This is a genomic window from Gaiella sp. (genome assembly GCF_035558935.1).
Taxonomy (GTDB): Bacteria; Actinomycetota; Thermoleophilia; order Gaiellales; family Gaiellaceae; genus Gaiella.
In genome coordinates this window covers 1-17,984 of sequence record NZ_DATMBZ010000065.1, presented here as the reverse complement: position 1 = coordinate 17,984, position 17,984 = coordinate 1, and the positions used below count along the sequence as shown (strand labels likewise).

The 17,984-nt window shown below is 71.7% G+C and carries 14 protein-coding genes; 1 reads left to right on the top strand and 13 read right to left on the bottom strand.

Features of this window, described 5'->3' with window-relative positions; genetic code table 11:
• Positions 1-263 precede the first annotated feature (263 nt).
• The 6 genes from VNM44_RS06960 to VNM44_RS06935 form a co-directional block, all read right to left on the bottom strand.
• Complete coding sequence (locus VNM44_RS06960; protein WP_325624145.1) at positions 264-2,309, bottom strand: sodium-translocating pyrophosphatase; 2,046 nt, start codon at positions 2,307-2,309, stop codon at positions 264-266.
• A gap of 98 nt (positions 2,310-2,407) precedes the next feature.
• Positions 2,408-3,565, bottom strand: coding sequence for a carboxylate-amine ligase (locus VNM44_RS06955; protein ID WP_325624142.1), 1,158 nt, complete (start codon positions 3,563-3,565; stop codon positions 2,408-2,410).
• A gap of 39 nt (positions 3,566-3,604) precedes the next feature.
• A complete protein-coding gene (locus VNM44_RS06950) occupies positions 3,605-4,873 on the bottom strand; it encodes a glycosyltransferase family 4 protein (protein ID WP_325624140.1) in 1,269 nt (422 codons plus the stop codon).
• Between the two features lie 334 nt (positions 4,874-5,207).
• Entirely contained in the window at positions 5,208-6,656 is a 1,449-nt protein-coding gene (locus VNM44_RS06945; RefSeq protein ID WP_325624138.1) for a hypothetical protein, read from the bottom strand.
• An 84-nt stretch (positions 6,657-6,740) separates the two neighbouring features.
• The gene (locus VNM44_RS06940; RefSeq protein ID WP_325624136.1) at positions 6,741-9,755 is read right to left on the bottom strand and encodes a hypothetical protein; all 3,015 of its coding nucleotides are present in this window, start codon (positions 9,753-9,755) and stop codon (positions 6,741-6,743) included.
• Between the two features lie 263 nt (positions 9,756-10,018).
• Positions 10,019-10,639 carry a redox-sensing transcriptional repressor Rex gene (locus VNM44_RS06935; RefSeq protein WP_325624134.1) on the bottom strand — a complete coding sequence of 207 codons (621 nt, stop codon included), beginning with the start codon at positions 10,637-10,639 and terminating at the stop codon, positions 10,019-10,021.
• Between the two features lie 187 nt (positions 10,640-10,826).
• Between VNM44_RS06935 and VNM44_RS06930 the strand changes: the two genes are divergently transcribed.
• Positions 10,827-11,384, top strand: coding sequence for a hypothetical protein (locus VNM44_RS06930; RefSeq protein WP_325624131.1), 558 nt, complete (start codon positions 10,827-10,829; stop codon positions 11,382-11,384).
• Here the strand turns inward: VNM44_RS06930 and VNM44_RS06925 are convergent.
• The 7 genes from VNM44_RS06925 to tsaE all read right to left on the bottom strand — a co-directional run.
• Positions 11,356-11,592, bottom strand: a complete 237-nt coding sequence (locus tag VNM44_RS06925) for a glutaredoxin family protein (RefSeq protein WP_325624127.1) — start codon at positions 11,590-11,592, stop codon at positions 11,356-11,358. The genes VNM44_RS06930 and VNM44_RS06925 overlap by 29 nt on opposite strands.
• Before the next feature lie 34 nt (positions 11,593-11,626).
• A complete protein-coding gene (locus VNM44_RS06920) occupies positions 11,627-12,898 on the bottom strand; it encodes a Glu/Leu/Phe/Val dehydrogenase (protein ID WP_325624124.1) in 1,272 nt (423 codons plus the stop codon).
• Positions 12,899-12,945: 47 nt separating this feature from the next.
• A complete protein-coding gene (locus VNM44_RS06915) occupies positions 12,946-15,483 on the bottom strand; it encodes a S8 family serine peptidase (RefSeq protein WP_325624122.1) in 2,538 nt (845 codons plus the stop codon).
• Positions 15,458-16,426 (bottom strand): tRNA (adenosine(37)-N6)-threonylcarbamoyltransferase complex transferase subunit TsaD, encoded by a 969-nt coding sequence (gene tsaD / locus VNM44_RS06910; protein ID WP_325624119.1) that lies wholly within the window; start codon positions 16,424-16,426, stop codon positions 15,458-15,460. The genes VNM44_RS06915 and tsaD overlap by 26 nt, the downstream gene beginning before the upstream one ends.
• A 90-nt stretch (positions 16,427-16,516) precedes the next feature.
• Positions 16,517-17,008 (bottom strand): ribosomal protein S18-alanine N-acetyltransferase, encoded by a 492-nt coding sequence (gene rimI, locus VNM44_RS06905; protein WP_325624147.1) that lies wholly within the window; start codon positions 17,006-17,008, stop codon positions 16,517-16,519.
• A complete protein-coding gene (gene tsaB / locus VNM44_RS06900; protein ID WP_325624115.1) occupies positions 17,008-17,592 on the bottom strand; it encodes a tRNA (adenosine(37)-N6)-threonylcarbamoyltransferase complex dimerization subunit type 1 TsaB in 585 nt (194 codons plus the stop codon). Before tsaB ends, rimI begins: the two co-directional genes overlap by 1 nt.
• A gap of 4 nt (positions 17,593-17,596) precedes the next feature.
• The coding region (tsaE, locus tag VNM44_RS06895; RefSeq protein ID WP_325624111.1) for a tRNA (adenosine(37)-N6)-threonylcarbamoyltransferase complex ATPase subunit type 1 TsaE at positions 17,597-17,984 on the bottom strand (388 nt) is incomplete at its 5' end.

Genomic DNA, 17,984 nt, shown 5'->3' with positions numbered 1-17,984 from the left:
CCGGCGCGACCGCATCGGCCAAGCGTAGCGCGCGTCAGGACGCGCGCCCGCTCGCTACCAGTGCCGTGGGCGATCCTCGTAGATCCGCGAGTCGACGCCGTAGGCGACCGAGAGCGGACCGACGAGGAGGATGAACGCGATGATGAAAAAGATCGCCATGTGCTGGTTAAAACGTCGGCAGGCGGGCCGAACTTCCTGAATGGGAACCGTCGAAGCGGCGCTGAGGGCCGGGCGCGCCGCGAGCGCGCCCGGCCCTTCTCGCGCTAGCCGTGGATCGAGACGATGAGCGGGATGATGAGGATCGCGACGACGTTCGCGATCTTGATCATCGGGTTGATCGCCGGGCCCGCCGTGTCCTTGTAGGGATCGCCGACCGTGTCGCCCGTGACCGCGGCCGCGTGGGCCTCGGAGCCCTTGCCGCCGTACTCGCCGTCCTCGATCAGCTTCTTCGCGTTGTCCCAGGCCCCGCCGCCCGAGGTCATCGAGATGGCGAGGAAGATGCCGGTGACGATCGTGCCGATGAGCAGGCCGCCGAGCATCTCCGGCTTGATGATCCCGACCACGATCGGGAAGACCACCGGGATCGCCGCGGGCAGGATCATCCGCTTGATCGCCTCGCCGGTGACGATGCTGATCGTCTTGCCGTACTCGGGGCGCTGCGTCCCTTCCATGATCCCGGGGTACTCGCGGAACTGGCGCCTCACCTCCTCGACCACCTCGCCGCCGACGCGGTCAACGGCCGTCATCGCCTGAGAGGCGAAGAGGAACGGCATCATCCCGCCGACGAACAGGCCGGCGATCACCCACGGGTCGGCGAGGTCGAACGTGACGTTGAGCCCCTCGTCGGCGAGACCGCGGACGTACTCGTCGAACAGGATCAGCGCGGCGAGGCCGGCGGAGCCGATCGCGTAGCCCTTCGTGACGGCCTTCGTGGTGTTCCCGACCGCGTCGAGCGGGTCCGTCACGCCGCGCACCGACTCGGGCATGTCCGCCATCTCGGCGATCCCGCCCGCGTTGTCGGTGACGGGGCCGTACGCGTCGAGCGCGACGATGAGGCCGGTCATCGACAGCTGCGCCATCACGGCGACGCCGATCCCGAAGATCGACTCGTCGGCGGCGTAGTACGAGCCGACGACTCCGGCGGCGATCACGAGCACCGGCAGAGCTGTCGCCTGCATGCCGTACGCGAGTCCAGCGATGATGTTCGTCGCGTGCCCGGTCGTCGAGGCCTCGGCGATCCGCTTCACCGGGTGCCAGCGCGAGCCGGTGTAGTACTCCGTGATCGCGACGAGCAGGAAGGTGATGACGAGGCCGATCAGCGCCGGCACGTAGAGCTGCCAGAACGAGAACCGGTCGCCGTCGAACGCGAGCGTCACCGGAATGAACCCGAGCGCCGAGAGCACCGTCGCGAGGAGCACGGCCCGGTAGAGCGCGTTGATGATCGCGTTCTGGCCGCGGCCGACCCACGAGAACAACGTGCCGATCACGGAGGCGAGGATCGACATGCCGCCGAGTGCAAGCGGGTAGAGCCAGAGCTCGCCCGAGGGGAACGCGGTGCCGAGCAGCATCACGGCGACCGCGGTGACGGCGTACGTCTCGAACAGGTCTGCGGCCATGCCGGCGCAGTCGCCGACGTTGTCGCCGACGTTGTCGGCGATCACGGCCGGGTTGCGCGGGTCGTCCTCGGGGATCCCCGCCTCGATCTTCCCCACGAGGTCGGCGCCGACGTCGGCGGCCTTCGTGAAGATGCCGCCGCCAAGCCGCGCGAACACGGAGATGAGCGAGCCGCCGAAGGCAAGTCCGATCAGGTCGTCGACGGCCGACTCGGGCGAGTTGCCGAGCCAGTCCGTGAGAACCCAGTAGTAGCCGGCGACGCCGAGCAGGCCGAGCCCGACGACGAGGAGGCCCGTCACGGAGCCGGCTCGGAACGCAACGCGGAACGCGGGCCCGACCCCCTCCCGCGCCGCCTCCGCGGTGCGGACGTTCGAGCGCACGGCGACGTTCATCCCGATGAAGCCCGCCGCCGCCGAGAGCACGGCGCCGACGAGGAAGCCGATCGCCGTTCCCCAGCCGAGCTTGTTGTAGAAGCCGAGCGCGAGAAACGGCACCACCGCGACGATCGCGATCGTCCTGTACTGCTTGGTGAGGTACGCCGCCGCGCCCTCCTGGACGGCGCGGGAGATCTCCTGCATCCGCGCGTTCCCTGCGGGCTGCTTCAGCAGCCACCAGGTCAGGTACATGCCGTAGGCGATCGCGACGCCCGCACAGACGAGCGCGAACAGCACTGCGTGGTCAACGAAGAAGTCCATCCATCCTCCGGGTCAAGGCGCACAAAGTGACGCCCAAAGCGGCGTCAGCGCGGGGGATTATGCAGCACAAGCCGGAGGGCTGCCCCCGGAGGCGACCGTCAACCCGCGGGGACGGTCAGCCCGACCTGCTCGGCGTAGATCTCCTCGAAGCTCGCGCCCTCTGCGTGCCGCGCGATCTGTCGTTCGGCGGCGTTGCGCTCGGGGAGCCGGAGCCATGGCGCAGCGCCGATCTCCTCGGCGACGGGCTGAACCCATTCGAGCAGCCGCTCGACCCGGGCGCGGGCCGGCAGCACGTCGCCGCGCTCGAGGTCGATCAGCTCCCCGGACAGGCCATAGCGGATTGCGCGCCACGTGTTCTCCTCGACCAAGCGGTGCGGGTGGTCCGGCAGCGGCTCGCCCTCGTCGATCGCACGCGCGCAGCGCGCCGTGAGCGAGACCATCAGCGCGACGAGCGACTGCGCCTCGGCGACGTCCGGCTGCGCGTCGCAGATCCGGATCTCGACGGTCGGGAACGACAGGTGTGGACGGACGCTCCACCAGAGCTGCGTGGGCTCGTCGACCGAGCCGGTCGCGTAGAGAAAGCGGACATAGTCCGCGTACGCCGCCCACGAAGGCAGCGCGTCCGGGACGCCGCAGCGGGGGAAGAACCGGGTGAAGACCTGCGTCCGGGCCGAGTGGAGCGTGGTGTCGACACCCTCGTGGAAGGGCGAGCTGGCGGATACGGCGAGCAGCTCGGGAAGCCAGTTCCGCACTGCCGAGGCCACTCGTACCGCGCGGTCGGCGCCCCGGATCGCGACGTGCGTGTGGACTCCGAACGTGTTGTTGCGCCAGACGACGTAGCCGAGCAGCTCGTCGTTGCGGCGGTAGTGCGGCGTGTCGATGATCCGCTGGTCGCGCCAGCTCGCCCACGGATGGGTGCCCGTCGCCCCCAGCGCGAGCCCGAGCGGATCGACCAGCGCCGCGAGCTGCGCCCGCCGTTCGGCAAGCGCCGCGGGCACCTCCGCGAACGACGCCTGCTTGCCGGTCTTGACCTCAACTTCCGAGGCGATCAGCTCGCCGACGAGATTCGGCTCGAGAGCCGTTCCCCGTGCGGCCGCCTGGACCTCCTCGAACCGGTTGACGAGGTCGAGCGTCTCCGGGTCGAGGAGCGCGAACTCCTCCTCGATCGAGACCGTGAAGTCCTCGGCCGCCTCGAAGCGCTCGTAGGCCTCTTCGAGGATCTCCTCGTAGGGCTTCCCGACGGTCGACTCGCGCATGGAGCGGGAAGGCTAGACGAGCGGCACCGCGGTGTGGCTTCAGCCTCCCCCCTCTTGCCGGGCGAGCTCGAGCAGCCGCCGCGCGATCCCTGCCCAGCTCCACCGCTCCTCGACGACCCGCCGCACGGTGCCCCGGAGGAGCGCCCGGTCGTCCTCCGCCAGTGCGATCAGCGTCGTCAGCCGCTCGCGCAGCGCGCCCGCGTCGCCGGTCGGGAACGAGACGAGCCGCTCGAGACCTGCGGGCAGCGCCTCCTCGAGCCCTGCGGCGACCTCGGCGAGACCGGAGTGGCGCGAGACGACCGGCGGACATCCCGCGGCGGCTGCCTCGGCGGCGACCATCCCGAATGCCTCGGGGAAGACGGACGGCACCACGCAGGCGTCCGCGAACGCGAGGAGGTGTCGGAGGTGCCGGTGCTCGAGGGGCCCGGTGAAGAGGGCGCGAACGCCGGTCGACGCCGCGAGCGCCTCGAGTGCCTGCCGCTCGGGCCCGAACCCGACGACGACCACCCGTGCGTCGACGCCCCGGAGCGCCCGCAGCAGCACGTCGACGCCCTTCTGCTCGATCAGCTTGCCGAAGTAGACGACGGTGGGCTGGTCACCGGCCAGGAACGCCCGGAACCGGTCCTCGTTGCCGTGGTCGGGGAGCCGTTCCTCGGCGTTCCCCGGGTTCCCCCGGTCGAGCGCCGCCTCCGACAGAAGCTCCGCCAGAGCGGCATCACGGCTTTCCGGCTGCCAGAGCTCCACGTCGACCCCGGGCGGCACCTCGAAGACAGGCTCGGTGTGCCCGCAGACCTCCTCGACGACCCTCCTGATGTGCCCTGAGCCGACGAACGTCGCGCGCGCCTCGGCGAGCGTCTCCGCTCCCCACGCCCCGAGGTCGGGACGTCCGCGCATCGAGTACTCGAGCTCCGACCCGTGCGCTTTGACGGCGAACGGGGCGCCGGATGCCACGCCGACCGGGCCGCCGAGCAAGACGTGGTTCGTGAACACGAGGTCTGCAGGGAGCAGCTCCCGGACGGCCGCGGCGTTCGCCTCCACCCACCGCTCGAGCTCGGCCCGCGTGCAGTCGGGGAGCCGACGCACGTCGTCATACCCCTCGTAGCGGTCCAGCACGAAGACCGGGAGGAAGCCGCCGACGTCCGGCCGGACGGTTGCCGAGCCTCCGAGGTCGTACGCCTCCGGCTGCGGCTCCTGGCTCAGGACCGTGATGTCGTGCCCGGCGCGTGACCACTCCCGCGCAAGCTGCCGGGTGTAGACGTTGGATCCGGTCCCTCCGAGGAGGTACCCGTGCCAGAGCAGGATGCGCACGCCGCACATCCTGCCGCGCATCTCGAGAAGGCCCGCGGGGGAGCCGGACGGCTCCCCCAAGCACCGGACCTACGCCACCTCGACCGACCGCCGGCACGGGCGTAGCCCCGCGGCTACACCCGCGCCGGCGCCGCGTCGGCCGGTCGAGGGTGGTGCCGCCGGCATTACGGCGGACGTCCTGTCCGCCGCCGGCGGCTTCCCCCGGCCGAAGGGGCGATGCCCGCGACTTCCCTCGACGACGGACAGCCACCGCCGTGAGGCCGTCAGGCGACCTCGGGGAGCGGCTGTCTCGAACGTCGTGGTCATCGCGGGCGATCGATCCCTCATCGTCGTGCTACCAGCTGTGCTGCTTCTTCTTGAACGCCCAGATCGAGACCCAGTTGTCGTTGTCCCAGGCGTTCATGTTCTGCGTGGACGACTGCGACACGGTCGCCGTGTTGGAGACCGCAGCGGGACCGCTGGTCGCGACTCCGCCGTTCGCATTCGCCGCACCGCCCGTGCCGGCGCCGCCGGCGGCGTTGCCGGCACCCGTCTGGCTGGCGATCACGTCGCCGCCGACGGCGGCCGTCGTGTTCGCCCCGGAGACCGCGTCCCCGGTCGTGTTCAGTGCGCCGTACGTGTCGCCGCCGCGACCGGTCGAGCCACCCTGGCTCGTGCTCGACGTCGTCGAGGTCGACGGATTGGCGGTCTGGGTCGCCGTGAAGCTCCCGTTCGTGTTGCTACCGCCGTTCGCCGACGAGCTCGCCGACTGGGACGTGGAGTCGGACACCGGCCCGGCCGCGCCGCCCGTGGCGGTCTGCCCGAGGCCGTTGCTGCCACCGTCTCCACCGCGGCCGGTGTCGCCACCGATCGCGTTCGGGTCGCCACCGGCGCCCGAGTTCGGCGAGCTGGTCGACCCGCCTGCACCACCGGTTGCACCGGAGGACCCGCTGCCGCCGGCACCGCCGGACGCGTCGGACGCGGTCGGCGCGCCCGCGCCGCCCGCTCCGCCGGTCCCGGCTGCGCCGGAGCCCGAGCCACCATTGCAGGTGACGCACAGGCTGCCACCGTCGCCGCCCGTGCCCGAGCCACCGGAGCCCGAGCCGCCGGCGCCGGCCGTGCCGGTCGCCGAGCTCGCTCCGCCGGCCCCGCCGGCCCCACCGGCCCCGGTCGAGGCTGCCGCCCCACCGGTGCCGCCGTTGCCCGAGTCGGACGAGGTGTCACCACCGCGGCCGGTGTCGGCGTTGCCGCCGTGGCCGCTCGAGCCACCGTCGGCCGACTGGCATCCGCCGGCCTTGACGCCGCAGAGGTTCGCAGCGCCGCCGCCCGCGGACGTGTTGTCGCCCTCGTGGTTGGCGTTGCCCGCGGCGGAGAACCCGCCGTTGGCGTCCTGGTCGACGTCGCTTGCGGCGACGTTGCCGTTGTCGACGATCGACTTGGTCTCGTTGTCGTTCGAGATCGAGCCGCCGTCGTTGCCGATGGAGCTGGTGTTGCCGCCCGAGATGCCCCCCGAGCTCGACGCGCCCGTCGAGGACGTGGCGCTCTGGCTCTGGGACGTCCCGTCGTTGCCGGTGTTGACATACCCACCGGCGCCGCCGGTGCCGGCGCCGCCCGTGGCGGCACCGCCGTTGGCGGTCGCAGGCCCGGACGTCGCGACGCCGGTCTGGACGACCGTTGCGCTCTGGATCGACGCCTGGACATTCGCCTTCAGAGCATCCTTGTTGAACCCGACGTCCGCCAATGCGTTGGCCGGAAGCGCGAGCCCAACTGCGAGCACTCCGAGTGCGAGCAGTCTGCGTGACACGTATCTCACCTTCTTTCGTCACAGCCGAATGAACGTCTTGCCCGCCGGACCAGCGTCCGACGAGTCACGTGGCGTGACGAGAGGTCAGACCGGGACGTCTACCTGTGAGAAGGCTCCGATCGGTCGCCTGACGACCGACCCTTCGCGCGCCCGCCGGAGCAGCGGCGGCACGAGCGCGAAGGCCGAGAGGATCGCTGCGATCCCCGACGGCCCTGCGCCGGACGCTCCGACTGCGGCGAGCGCGGAGACCCACAGGGGTGGGTCTCCCGCCGGCGGGAGTGGCGGCTCCCTGCCGGCGTCTCCGGCTCCCGCGTGATCCCCCGGGCGCGTGTCGAGGCGCGCTTGCGTGGGAGGCGGGACGGAAATCTGTGTGGTGTGGAGCGACCCTGGCACGGGTCGCTCGAGGCCGGAGCCCGGCGCGGTGCGCACGGGCTGGACGCGCGGCGTGGTCGCGCGCGCTCGCGCCGTGGGCGCTGCAGCCGAGGGGTGTCCGTGGAACAACGCAACATCGAGGTCGACCGTCGGCGGTGCCGACGACGACGGCGTCGGCTGGACGGCGGAGAGCACGGTCGACGTGCCGGAGACGAGCGCCGGCTCATCGCTCGGTCCCCCGACCCGCTCGGCGGATGGAGGTGCGCAGAACGCCGAGAGGTCGGCGCTCGAGGCCATCAATGGCCCGCCTGCGAGGGACTGGGTCGCTATCTGCTGGACGATCGCGCAGTTGACGACGATCGCCGAGCCCGCGATGCCGCCCGCAGAGGTGGAGACGGCGACCGCGTCCTGAACGACGATCGACTGCTGCGTCAGATCCTGGACGTCGAGCGCCAGGGCGCCGCTCGACTCCTGTACGCCCACCTGGACGACGAGCGCGCGGTTCGCCGCCGTCGCGTCGCTCGAGGCCACGGGGCTCGTTGAACCGCCTGCCTGCTGCGTCGTCGTCGCGGTTGCCGTCCCGGTCTGGCCGATGTATGTCATCTGCATCGCGGTCTGCGATCCAAGCCCGCCGCCGCGGACGGCGCTCTGCGAGACGTCCTGGTCGACGAGGCCGACTGCGCTGGACGCGGCCTGGGCGCGGGCCGTGTGCCCGCCGCTGCGCGACCCCGCGGCTTGGGTCTGCTCGACCACCGAGACGGCGTCGCCGGTCTGCTCGACGAGCGTCAACTGACCTGCCCACTGGTCCGTCGCGCCGCCGTCGACGAGCGCGTCCTGGGCAAGGCGCTGGTCGACGCCGGCCACCGTCACGGCGCTTGCCTCTCCGGCGGCGAGCACCGTGCCCGACGTTCGGAGCGAGACGTCGTGCTGCGCGCTGCGGACCTCTGCGCGTCCGTGCTGGACGAGATCGATCTCCTGCCCGCTCCACTGCGCCGCGGCACCGTCGTCGCCGACGAGCATCGCCTGCTCGACCTGTTGCGAGACATCTCCGCCGACCGTGACGGAGGCGACGCTCGTGACCCGATTGACCTGAGGAGAGAGGAGATTCGCTGTCGCGACCGACTCGACGTTCGTCTGCGTCGCCGTCGCCTGGGCCTCGGCCAGCTGCTCGACCGACACGAGCTGCCCGGCGAACTGCTCGCCATCGCCGTCCTGCACGATCTTCTGCGTGACGTCCACCGTGACGGTCGCCGCCGCGCTCGCAACGACGGTGTTCGACTGCTCGGGGGACCCGGACATGTTCGCCGATTCCGAAGGCGCAGCCGTCGAACCGGTTGGAGCCGGTTGGCCCGTCCAGTTCCAGGTCCAGTTCCAGATCCAGATGCAGGATTCGCATGGGAGCGCGCCCTGCCAACCCCATCGCCACGTCCAGTTGGGGGCTCCCTCCCGTGTCCAATCCCAGTTCCATGTCCACGACCCAGGCGTCTGCTCGTCCTGAGTGGCCGCACGGGAGGTGACCTGGCCGAGCTGGTTGCCGTTCTGCCCGTTTGCGCCGCTCCAGATCCAGTCCCAGGAGGAGGGCTGCGCGTCGAGCGATGCTTCGATGGCGTCCGCCTCGTTCCGATCCCAGTTCCACGTCCAGATCCAGACCTGCAGGCCGTTCGGGCCGGGTTGGGCGAGGTGGTCGCCGTCCACGACGACCGAGAGAGCCGTGTCGACCCCGTTGGCCGTCGTCGCCACCGCGACGCCGGAGCCGGTTGCCGGGCCCGCCGTCGACGACGAGGCGCTCTGCTGGCTGACCGCGCCCGACGTTCCCGAGCTCTCGACTCGGACGGAAACATGCGTGTTCTGGACGTCGTTCTGCGTCGCGGTGGCGGTCGCGCCGGCGGGGCCCGAGGTGTCCGCGGCGGCCACTGCGTCGTTTGTCTGCGTCACCGGCCCGTCGACGCCGGGTGAGAACACCCGGATCGACACGCTCGTGTTGGTCACGTCGTCCTGTGTGGCGGCCGCGGACGCGCTCTCGTCGATGCCGCTCTGACCGTCGGAGGAGGGCACCACCGTCGTCGAGGCCGTCGCAGCGACGACGTTCGCCTGAGCCACCCCCGCATCGTCGCCGGCGCTGCCGACCCTGACGGTGACGGCGGTGTTCTGGACATCCGACTGCGACGCCTCGGCGGCAGCGGCAGCCGACTGCTCGCTCGTCGCGGGCGCGGAGGTCTCGGCGACGGTCGCGGCGTCGGCGTTCGCCTCGGCCTGGTTCTCCTGGGAGACCTGCGGGCCGTTGCCGGGCTTGTCGACCCGTACGTCGACCTTCGTGTTGCCGACGCCCTGCTGCTGTGCGTTCGCGCCGGAATTGGCAGCTTGCGCGACCGAGGCACCCTGCTCGCCGCTCTGCCCGGGAGCGGCGGCGCTGTTTCCGGGGCCGGGATCGCTCTGTCCGGGAGCAGAGCCGCTGGACCCGAGGCTTGCGTCGTTCGTGCTCCTACCGTCGGACGCGCCGGGCGCCTGACTCGCGCCGTTGGCGGCGTCCCCGGTAGCCGCGGGCTTGTCGCCGCCGGGCGACTGACTCGGCGTGGCGACCGAGCCGGAGGACTGCTCGCCGCCCGTCGTGGTGCTCGCCGGAGCCGCTGCAGGCGCGGTCTGCGCCGCATCCGCGGTCGGGACGGGTGTGCCGTCCTCGGCGCGAACCGCCGGTGCAGCGACGAAAGCTGCGGCGACTGCGACCACGCCGAGAAGACCGACGCGGAGCCCCCTCGCTCTGCATGTGACTGACAGCGAAACCACTCCCCCTGTCGCGACGGCTCTCCCTCTTCGTCACGACGTCCTGCCAGCCAGGGTAGAAACGCGAGCGCGGCATTTCTACCCCCGAATTCGGCATTTCTTACGAAATTCGCCCGGTTGAACGAAAGATTTCGGGCGGCGAAAGTTTCCAAATCCGCCAAACAGGGCCTGGACAGGCGGGCGAGCGCCAATAACGTCCGCGAAATGCGTCAGGTCAGGTGAAAGTAGAGCGCGTAGAGCAGCTCGACTGCCGGATTGGAGGTGTGCACCTGCACGTCCGACGGCGAGTCGATCAACGCCTGCGTGTAGTTGAAGACGATCTTCACGCCCGCCTCGATCAGGCGATCGGCCGCGTCCTGCGCTGCGTCGGTCGGGACGGCCAACACGCCGACCACGATGCTGCGATCGCGAACGATCGCGTCGAGCTCGTCCAGCGGGCTCACGAGCACGCCGCCGAGCGTCGTCCCGACCTTCCCGGGGTCGGCGTCGAAGGCTGCGGCGATCGTGATGCCGTGCTCGGCGAAGATCGGCGACGAGGCGATCGCCGCGCCGAGGCGACCCGCGCCGACGAGCGCGATGTTGTGCTGCCCCTGTGTCCGCAGGATCTTGCGGATCTCCGAGAGCAGCGAATCGACCGAATACCCGACACCGCGCTTGCCGAACTTGCCGAAACCGGAGAGGTCACGGCGGATCTGCGTCGCGTTGATGTTCGTGTATTCGGCGATCTCCTGCGACGAGATCCGCTCCTTCCCCATCTTGCGCGCCTGCGTCAGCACCTGGAGGTACCGACTCAGGCGCGCTGCGACCCCGACCCCCAGACGTTCCGCCACGACCACCTCCGCACGAGCTTGTGACAACGAGGCACATTCTGCCGACGCCCGTCGCCCGCGGCCCGGACAACCGCCGCGCCAACCGGTCTCGTCGGTCGGGACGACGGCACCAACCGGGCTCGTTTCTCCTGTTCAACCGGGTTTGCGCCCGGTTGTCACGCGTTGCCGCGCGCGTTACTGTGGATCGGTGGCAAACGGGGGACTGCTCTCCGCGATCCTGTCCGAACAGTCCGACGACGTACTCGCGGATCTCAAGCGACAGCTCGAGAAGCGCATCGCCGAGGCGCGAGGCGCGCTGGCGCAGTCGGAGAGCGAACTGGTGCTCGTCGAACAGGCGATCGCCTCCCGGGGGGGCCAGAGCCCTCGCGAGACCCGTGAACCGGCGAGTCGTACCGACGCCGAACGCTATCGGGAGACGGACGGGCGTTTTCAGGGGATCCCGCGGGCCAGGATCCTCGCGGTGGCGAGCACGGTGGACTACCCGATCACTCCGGCCCGTGTGGTCGCAGCGTTCGCCGAGGGCGGCGAGACCGTCAACGTCGAGCAGATCCGCATCGCGCTCAACCGGATCGCGAAGGACGGCAACCTCGCGAAGGTCGGCCCGAGCCTGTTCGCCGTGCCGGGCGTGCAGCCTGCCGAGGACCCGACCGAGGAACCCACGAACGCCACCGGAACGACGCCCGAGCCCTTCCGACGGAGCGTGCTCGGGACGGGTATCAGCCCGTCGTGGCGACGAACGACCTGAGCTCGGCCTCGTCGACCTCGTAGCGGAACCGCTCGACGCCGTCGATCTCGACGACGGGTATTCGGGTGCGGTATCGCCGTTCGAGGGCGCTATCGGTCGTGATATCGACAAGCTCGAAGTGGCTTCCGCACACGGATCGCACGACATCGACCGCCGGCCCGCAGAGATGGCAGCCCGGCGCGGTGAAAACGACGACCCCGTGTCGCACGTCGACCCTCAGCGCGACGAGGAGGGAGCGAACGTCACGGATAGAGGCCGCGCGTCGTCGTCGCCTCGGCGACCCGCTGCACGGCGAGCCCGTACGCGGCCGTGCGCATGCTCGTCCCGAAACGCTCCTTGGCCGTCCAGGTCTCCTCGAACGCGCGTACGACGATGTCGTTCAGCTTCGCGTTCACCTCGTACTCCTTCCAGAAGTACTCCTGGAGCCCCTGCACCCACTCGAAGTACGAGACGACGACCCCGCCGGCGTTCGCGACGACGTCGGGCAGCACGAGCACGCCGCGATCCTCGAGGATCTCGTCCGCGCCGGGCGTCGTCGGGCCGTTCGCCGCCTCGCAGATCATGTGCGCGCGGATTCGAGTCGCGTTGTCGGCGTTGATCACCTGCTCGAGCGCAGCAGGCACGAGGACGTCGCACTCGATCTCGATCAGATCCTCGTTCGTCGCGTCCTCGGTCCCCGGCAGCCCCTGGAGCGCTCCGTGCTCCGCCTTGTGCGCGATCGCAGCCTGGACGTCGATCCCGTACGGGTTGACGACCGCACCCGTGGAGTCGGACAACGCCACGACCCGGGCTCCTTCCTCGGACAGCAGGCGCGCCAGGTTCCGGCCGACGTTCCCGAACCCCTGCACGGCGAGCCGGGTGTCGGGAAACCGCTTGCCCTCCTTCTGCAACGCGGTGCGGATGCAATAGAGGACGCCGCGCGCCGTCGCGCCGTCGCGACCGACCGACCCGCCGATCGCCAGCGGCTTGCCGGTGACGACGCCGAGCACCGAGTGCCCGACGTTCATCGAGTACGTGTCGAAGATCCAGGCCATCACCTGCGAGTTCGTCCCCACGTCGGGCGCCGGAATGTCCTTCTCGGGCCCGATCTCGTTGATGATCTCGGTCGTGTACCGGCGCGTGAGGCGCTCGAGCTCCCTGGACGACAGTTGCTTGGGGTCGCAGACGACTCCGCCCTTGGCGCCGCCGAAGGGCAGCCCCATCAGCGCGCACTTCCACGTCATCCACATCGCGAGCGCCTTGACCTCGTCGCGCGTCAAGCCAGGGTGGTAGCGGATCCCGCCCTTCGCCGGCCCGCGCGTGACGTTGTGCACCACTCGATAGCCCTGAAAGACGTTCGTCGTCCCGTCGTCCATCGAGACGGGGACGGACACCTCGACGGTCTTCTTGCACTCGGCGAGGACGCTGATCAGGTTGTGATCGACGCCGAACGTCTCACCGACTCTGCGGAGCTGAGCGCGGGCGAGCCCGTACGGGTTCTCGCGGAGGTGCGTGGCCGGCTCGGTGGTGCTCATCGGCTGCTTCGCGCGGCGCGCACGATGGGAGGACTCTAGACGAAGACCTAGCGCAAGCGGAAGGGGACGCTCCGGGTCGTCGGCGGACCGCCGCCGACCGGCACGCCGAGCACGCGGATCAGATAGGCGCCCTTCGGGAGGCGGGCGCCTTTCGGGCCTCGTCCGGTGAGGCCGAACGCGTAGCGCCCCGGCAGCACGTCGCGCAGCCGGACGAGCGTGCCGACACGGCGCTTGCCGCGGTAGAGCTCGATCTCCAGCCGTGCGAGCGGCAGGAGCTGCGGCCGCTCCGCCGAGCCGTCCACGCGCCCGGCGACGAGGCTGAGCACCGCCGGCTTGCGATCGCTGGCCGTGAACACCGGCACCGACAGCGCCACGCGGCTGATCGCCGGAAGCCGTGTCACGGGGATTGCGGCCGCCCAGGGAACGCGGAGCCGCGTCCCGGGCGCCGCGACCGCGCGTACCGAGCCCTCGAGCGCGCCGGGCGCGGCCGGCCGCACCTTCGCGGCGACCGAGAGCTCGACCGGCTTCGAGCGCCCCGGCTGCACCACGACGCGCGCCGGGACGGCCCGCACGGAGACTCCCGCCGCCGCGGCTCCAGGCCGGAGCTCCACGACGAGCGGCCTTCGGCTGACGTTGCGCAGGAGCACGCGTCCCGTCGTCTGCGATCGCTTACCGACGAGCGCGCGGAGCGCCACGATCGGCGGGTCTGCGACGAGCTCGACGGACGACGCGCCGGCCGGGTCGACGATCCCTGGGCCGAGAGCCCCGGCGCGTCGTCGCGCCGTGGCGACGAGAGCGGAGCGGAGGCCCGCAGCGTCGAGGTCGGGTCGTGCCTGGGCGAGCAGGGCCGCCGAGCCGGCGACCACCGCCGCGGCGGCGCTCGACCCGCTCAGCGTGCCGTACCGCGCGGCGCCGCCTTCGTTGCGGCCCGGCACCGCCGTCACGAGCCCGACCCCGGGCGCCGCCACATCCGCGCCGGCCCCGCCGTCGAGCGAGAGCCCGGTGCTGGAGAACGGGGCGACCGCCCCGAGCTCGGGGTTGTCCCCGAACGCCGCGGCGCCGACACCGAGCTCGACCGGGACGCCCGCTGCGAGCGAGAGGCGTACCTGCCTCGCGACGCCGGCCGAGACGCCGACGATCGGCACCTCCACCGGCTCGTCGATGCCGAGCGACCCCGCGGGAATCGGTCCGTCGACGAGCACGGCCCGCGCGCCGGCCGCGGCGAGCTCGCGGACTGCCTCGGGCGTCGTCGGGCCGGTCGGCAAGAGGACGGCGCCCCCGGCGACGCGGCTGTAGCCGTCGGCGTCGAAGAGGCGGTCGAGCGCGCTCCCGCGCGTCACCGCGACGACCTGGCGCCGCGGCAGCGCGACGACCCGGGCGGAGACGACGTCCTCTGGGCCCGCGGCGCCGCCGAGCGCGGTCTGGCCCGAGGCGAGCACCCGTAGGCCGGCGCGGAGCAGGATGTGGACCGTCGGGCTCTGCCCGCGCGAGTCGGATGCCGCAACGCCGAGCACGCCCGACGTGCCCGCGGGCGCGGCGATGCTTCCGTACCCCGGTCCCGCCGGGCCGTCGTTCCCGGCCGGCGAGACGACCAGCGTGCCGAGCGCGAGCGCACCTCGGCCCGCGCGCGCGAGCGGTCCGTCGGGGAAGGAGGCGAAGGGCTCGACGACCCCGACGAGCGCGATTCTCGCACCGTCGTGGGCGTCACCGTCGTCGTTCGGGTCGACCGCGGCCTCGAGACCCGCGAGCACCTGGTCGGTGCGACCGTAGATGGAGACGCTGCCGTCGGCGTCCGGCTGCCAGCCGGCGACCCGGATCGGGAGGACGGACGCGCCGGGGGCGACCCCGTGGAGCCCGGCGGGCCCCCGCACGCCCGCGACGAGCCCCGCGAGCCCCGTGGCGTGCCGCTCCGGCCGCCCGGGCTCCGTGGGATTCTGTGCCGCAGATGGATCGCCGTCGGCGTCGAGGATGTCGATCCCCGGCAGAAGGCGTCCCTGCAGGAAGGGGTGCCGGAGGTCGACGCCGGTGTCGAGCAGGGCGACGGTCACCCCCGTGCCGTCGAATCCGGGAAGCTCGAGCCCGACGCGCCGGCCGCTCGTCGGGCCGAACGCCTCGGCGTCGAGCGCGGGCGGGGGCACCGCGGCCGGATAGGCGGCCCGGACGGGATAGACGCCCGCGACGGCGCGATCGCGCTCGATCGTCGGGAGGAGCATCGGGTCGATCGACGCCGCGAAGCCGTTCAGCACCCTGACGTAGGACTGCTCAGGATCGACCGGTGCGCCGCGGGACCAGAGGCCCGTGATCGCCCTCCGCTGGGCGGCGCGCGCCGTCGCCGTCCAGGCGCGCATCTGACGCTCGGTGGCCGTCCCCCCCGCCCGGCGAACGCGATCGGCGAGGGACGGCGCGCGCAGCACGACGACCCAGCGGCCCCCGAGCTGCGGCAGCGGCCGGCTTCCCAGCAGGCCCTGCCACCCCTCCGCGCCCACGGGCGTCTCCGCCGCCCCGGCGGCGCCGCCGGCGGCGACGACCGCGACCGCGACGAGCGCCGCGAGCGCGCTCCTAGAGGCTGCTCGAGGCGTACGCATCGAGCGCAAGGTATCCGGGCGACCGGAGCTCCGGCGCGAAGCGCGCAGCCGACGCGATCATCGCGGCGTTGTCGGTGCAGAGGGACAGCGGGGCGAAGCGAGCCCCCGGGAGGGCGCTTCGGAGCTCCGAGTTCGCGGCGACGCCGCCCACGACGGCGACCACGCCGTCGCCGGTCGCGTCCGCCGCGGCCTCCAGGCGGCCGACGAGCGCGCGCACGATCGCGCGCTGGTAGGACGCCGCGAGATCGGCGCGCCGCGCGTCGAGCTCCGCCTCCGAGAGCTCGCGCACGGCGTAGAGCAGCGCGGTCTTGAGACCCGAGAACGACAGGTCGAGCCCCGGCACCCGGGCGACCGGAAAGGAGTAGGCCTCGGGAGAGCCTTCACGCGCGAGGCGGTCGATCTCGGCTCCACCCGGATATCCGAGGCCCAGCAGCCGGGCACCCTTGTCGAACGCCTCCCCCGCGGCGTCGTCGAGCGTCGAGCCGAGCACCTCGAAGCCCGTGTGGTCCCGCACCGCGAGGACGAGCGTGTGCCCGCCGCTCGCGAGCAGACAGGTGAACGGCGGATCGAGCGGGTCGGGCTCGAGGTACAGGGTCGCCACGTGCCCGCGGAGGTGGTCGACGGGAACCAGTGGCAGGCCGCGCGCCCAAGCGATCGCCTTCGCAGCCGAGAGCCCCACGAGCAGCGCTCCGACGAGACCCGGTCCCTGGGTGACCCCGACGCGGCCCACGTCGTCGAGCCCGGCATCGGCGTCGTCGAGCGCTGCGCGCACGACCGGCGAGACGAGCTCCAGGTGGCGCCGCGAGGCGATCTCCGGCACCACGCCGCCGTATCGCGCGTGGAGATCCGCCTGGGAGGCGACGACCGACGAGTGGACGACCCCGTCCTCGCCGACGACCGCCGCGGCCGTCTCGTCGCACGAGGTCTCTATCCCGAGAATCATCGTCTGTTGCTTGTGGCCGTGCTCCGCACGGCCGCTAGAAGAACTGAGAGTTGCGCCTCATCGTCGTGAGGACGCTCCGTGTCGGGGACTTCACGAAGCGTCAACCATCTTTTCCCGCGGATCCCCGTCAGGGGAATCCGCGTCCCGCCACATGATGAGTGCGTCCTCGCGGTTATCGGTGTAGTAGCCCCGGCGGACGCCCTTGCGCGTGAAGCCGAAGCGCTCGTAGAGACGAATGGCGCCGAGGTTCGAGGTCCGCACCTCGAGCGTGTAGCCGCGGAGCGCGTCGTCCTCCGTGAGCTCGAGCAGACGGTGCAGGAGCGCCGAGGCGATCCCCTGACGCCGTTTCTCCGGCGCGACGGCGACGTTCATCACGTGCCAGGCGTCGACGTAGCGCGAGAGAACCAGGTAGCCGACCAGCGTGCCCGTCTCGTCGACCGCGCCGAACGACAGCGAGCTCGGTTTCGCGAGCTCCGAGGCGAACATCGATCGCGACCATGGTGTCGGATACGACGCGCGCTCGATCCGCTCGATCGCGTCAAGGTCACTGAGCTCGAGACGCCGCAGCTCCAGCTCGAGCATCACGGCCGCCACTGCTCCGCGTCGGGGGCCCGTGCGTAGATCGGCTCGATCGCGTCGACGGGGCCGAAAGCCGTCGCAAGGCGCGCGTGGAGCGCCGCGCGCGGGCGGTGGCGTGGATCGTCGTCGGGTGGGATCACCGCGCCACGCGTTTCCAGCACCTCGCGGTATCGCACGGCCCCGTCACCGACGCAGAGGCGACCCGAAGCGGCGACGTCCTCCGGAGCAACCGCTCCGACACCGGGGACGAAGACCTCGCCGCGGCGCGCGTCGATCACGGGCAGGGCGCCCTCGGCGCCCGCGGCGAGCGCAGCGAGTGTCGAGACGCCCGCGCCGTCGATGCCGAGCGCGAGGGCGAGCCCGCGTGCGGCGGCGAGCCCGATCCGCGTGCTCGTGAAGCTTCCCGGGCCCGTTCCGACGACGAGCGCTTCGACGTCCGTCGGCCGGGCCGAGGCCTGACGGAGAAGCGCGTCGACGTCCTCGAGCAACGTCCGCGGCGTCGACCAGCGCTCGCCGAGCACCTCGTCGTCGTCGAGGAGCGCGCTCGAGGCGACGTCCGTTGCGGTGTCGAATGCGAGGATCAGCAAGACGTCATTCTGCAACGAGGCCGGACAGCAGTGTCCCGTCGGGTGCCTCGATCGTCACGTGCCGTGCCTCGGGAGAGACATGCTCGAGACGAACGGCCGCGCGTGACGGCGGGAGCGCGGCGCCCCCGGCCTCGGGCCACTCGACGAAGACGACGGCCCCCTCGAAGTACGGCTCGAGGTCGCCCCATTCGGCGGCGGAGAGGCCCCGGAAGCGATAGAGGTCGAGATGCGAGACGTCGACGGAGCCTCGGTAGCGATGACCGACGGTGAACGTCGGGCTGGTAACTCGTCCGGTAACCCCGAGCGCGCGGCAGGCGCCGCGGACGAAGGTCGTCTTGCCCGCCCCGAGCTCGCCCGACACCGTCACGACGTCGCCGGGGTCGAGCCGCCCT

Bases quoted from the DNA above. Each gene is read 5' to 3' on its own strand.
- VNM44_RS06960 (WP_325624145.1), bottom strand. From the start codon at position 2,309: ATGGACTTCTTCGTTGACCACGCAGTGCTGTTCGCGCTCGTCTGTGCG.
- VNM44_RS06955 (WP_325624142.1), bottom strand. From the start codon at position 3,565: ATGCGCGAGTCGACCGTCGGGAAGCCCTACGAGGAGATCCTCGAAGAG.
- VNM44_RS06920 (WP_325624124.1), bottom strand. From the start codon at position 12,898: ATGAGCACCACCGAGCCGGCCACGCACCTCCGCGAGAACCCGTACGGG.
- VNM44_RS06915 (WP_325624122.1), bottom strand. From the start codon at position 15,483: ATGCGTACGCCTCGAGCAGCCTCTAGGAGCGCGCTCGCGGCGCTCGTC.
- tsaD (WP_325624119.1), bottom strand. From the start codon at position 16,426: ATGATTCTCGGGATAGAGACCTCGTGCGACGAGACGGCCGCGGCGGTC.
- rimI (WP_325624147.1), bottom strand. From the start codon at position 17,008: ATGCTCGAGCTGGAGCTGCGGCGTCTCGAGCTCAGTGACCTTGACGCG.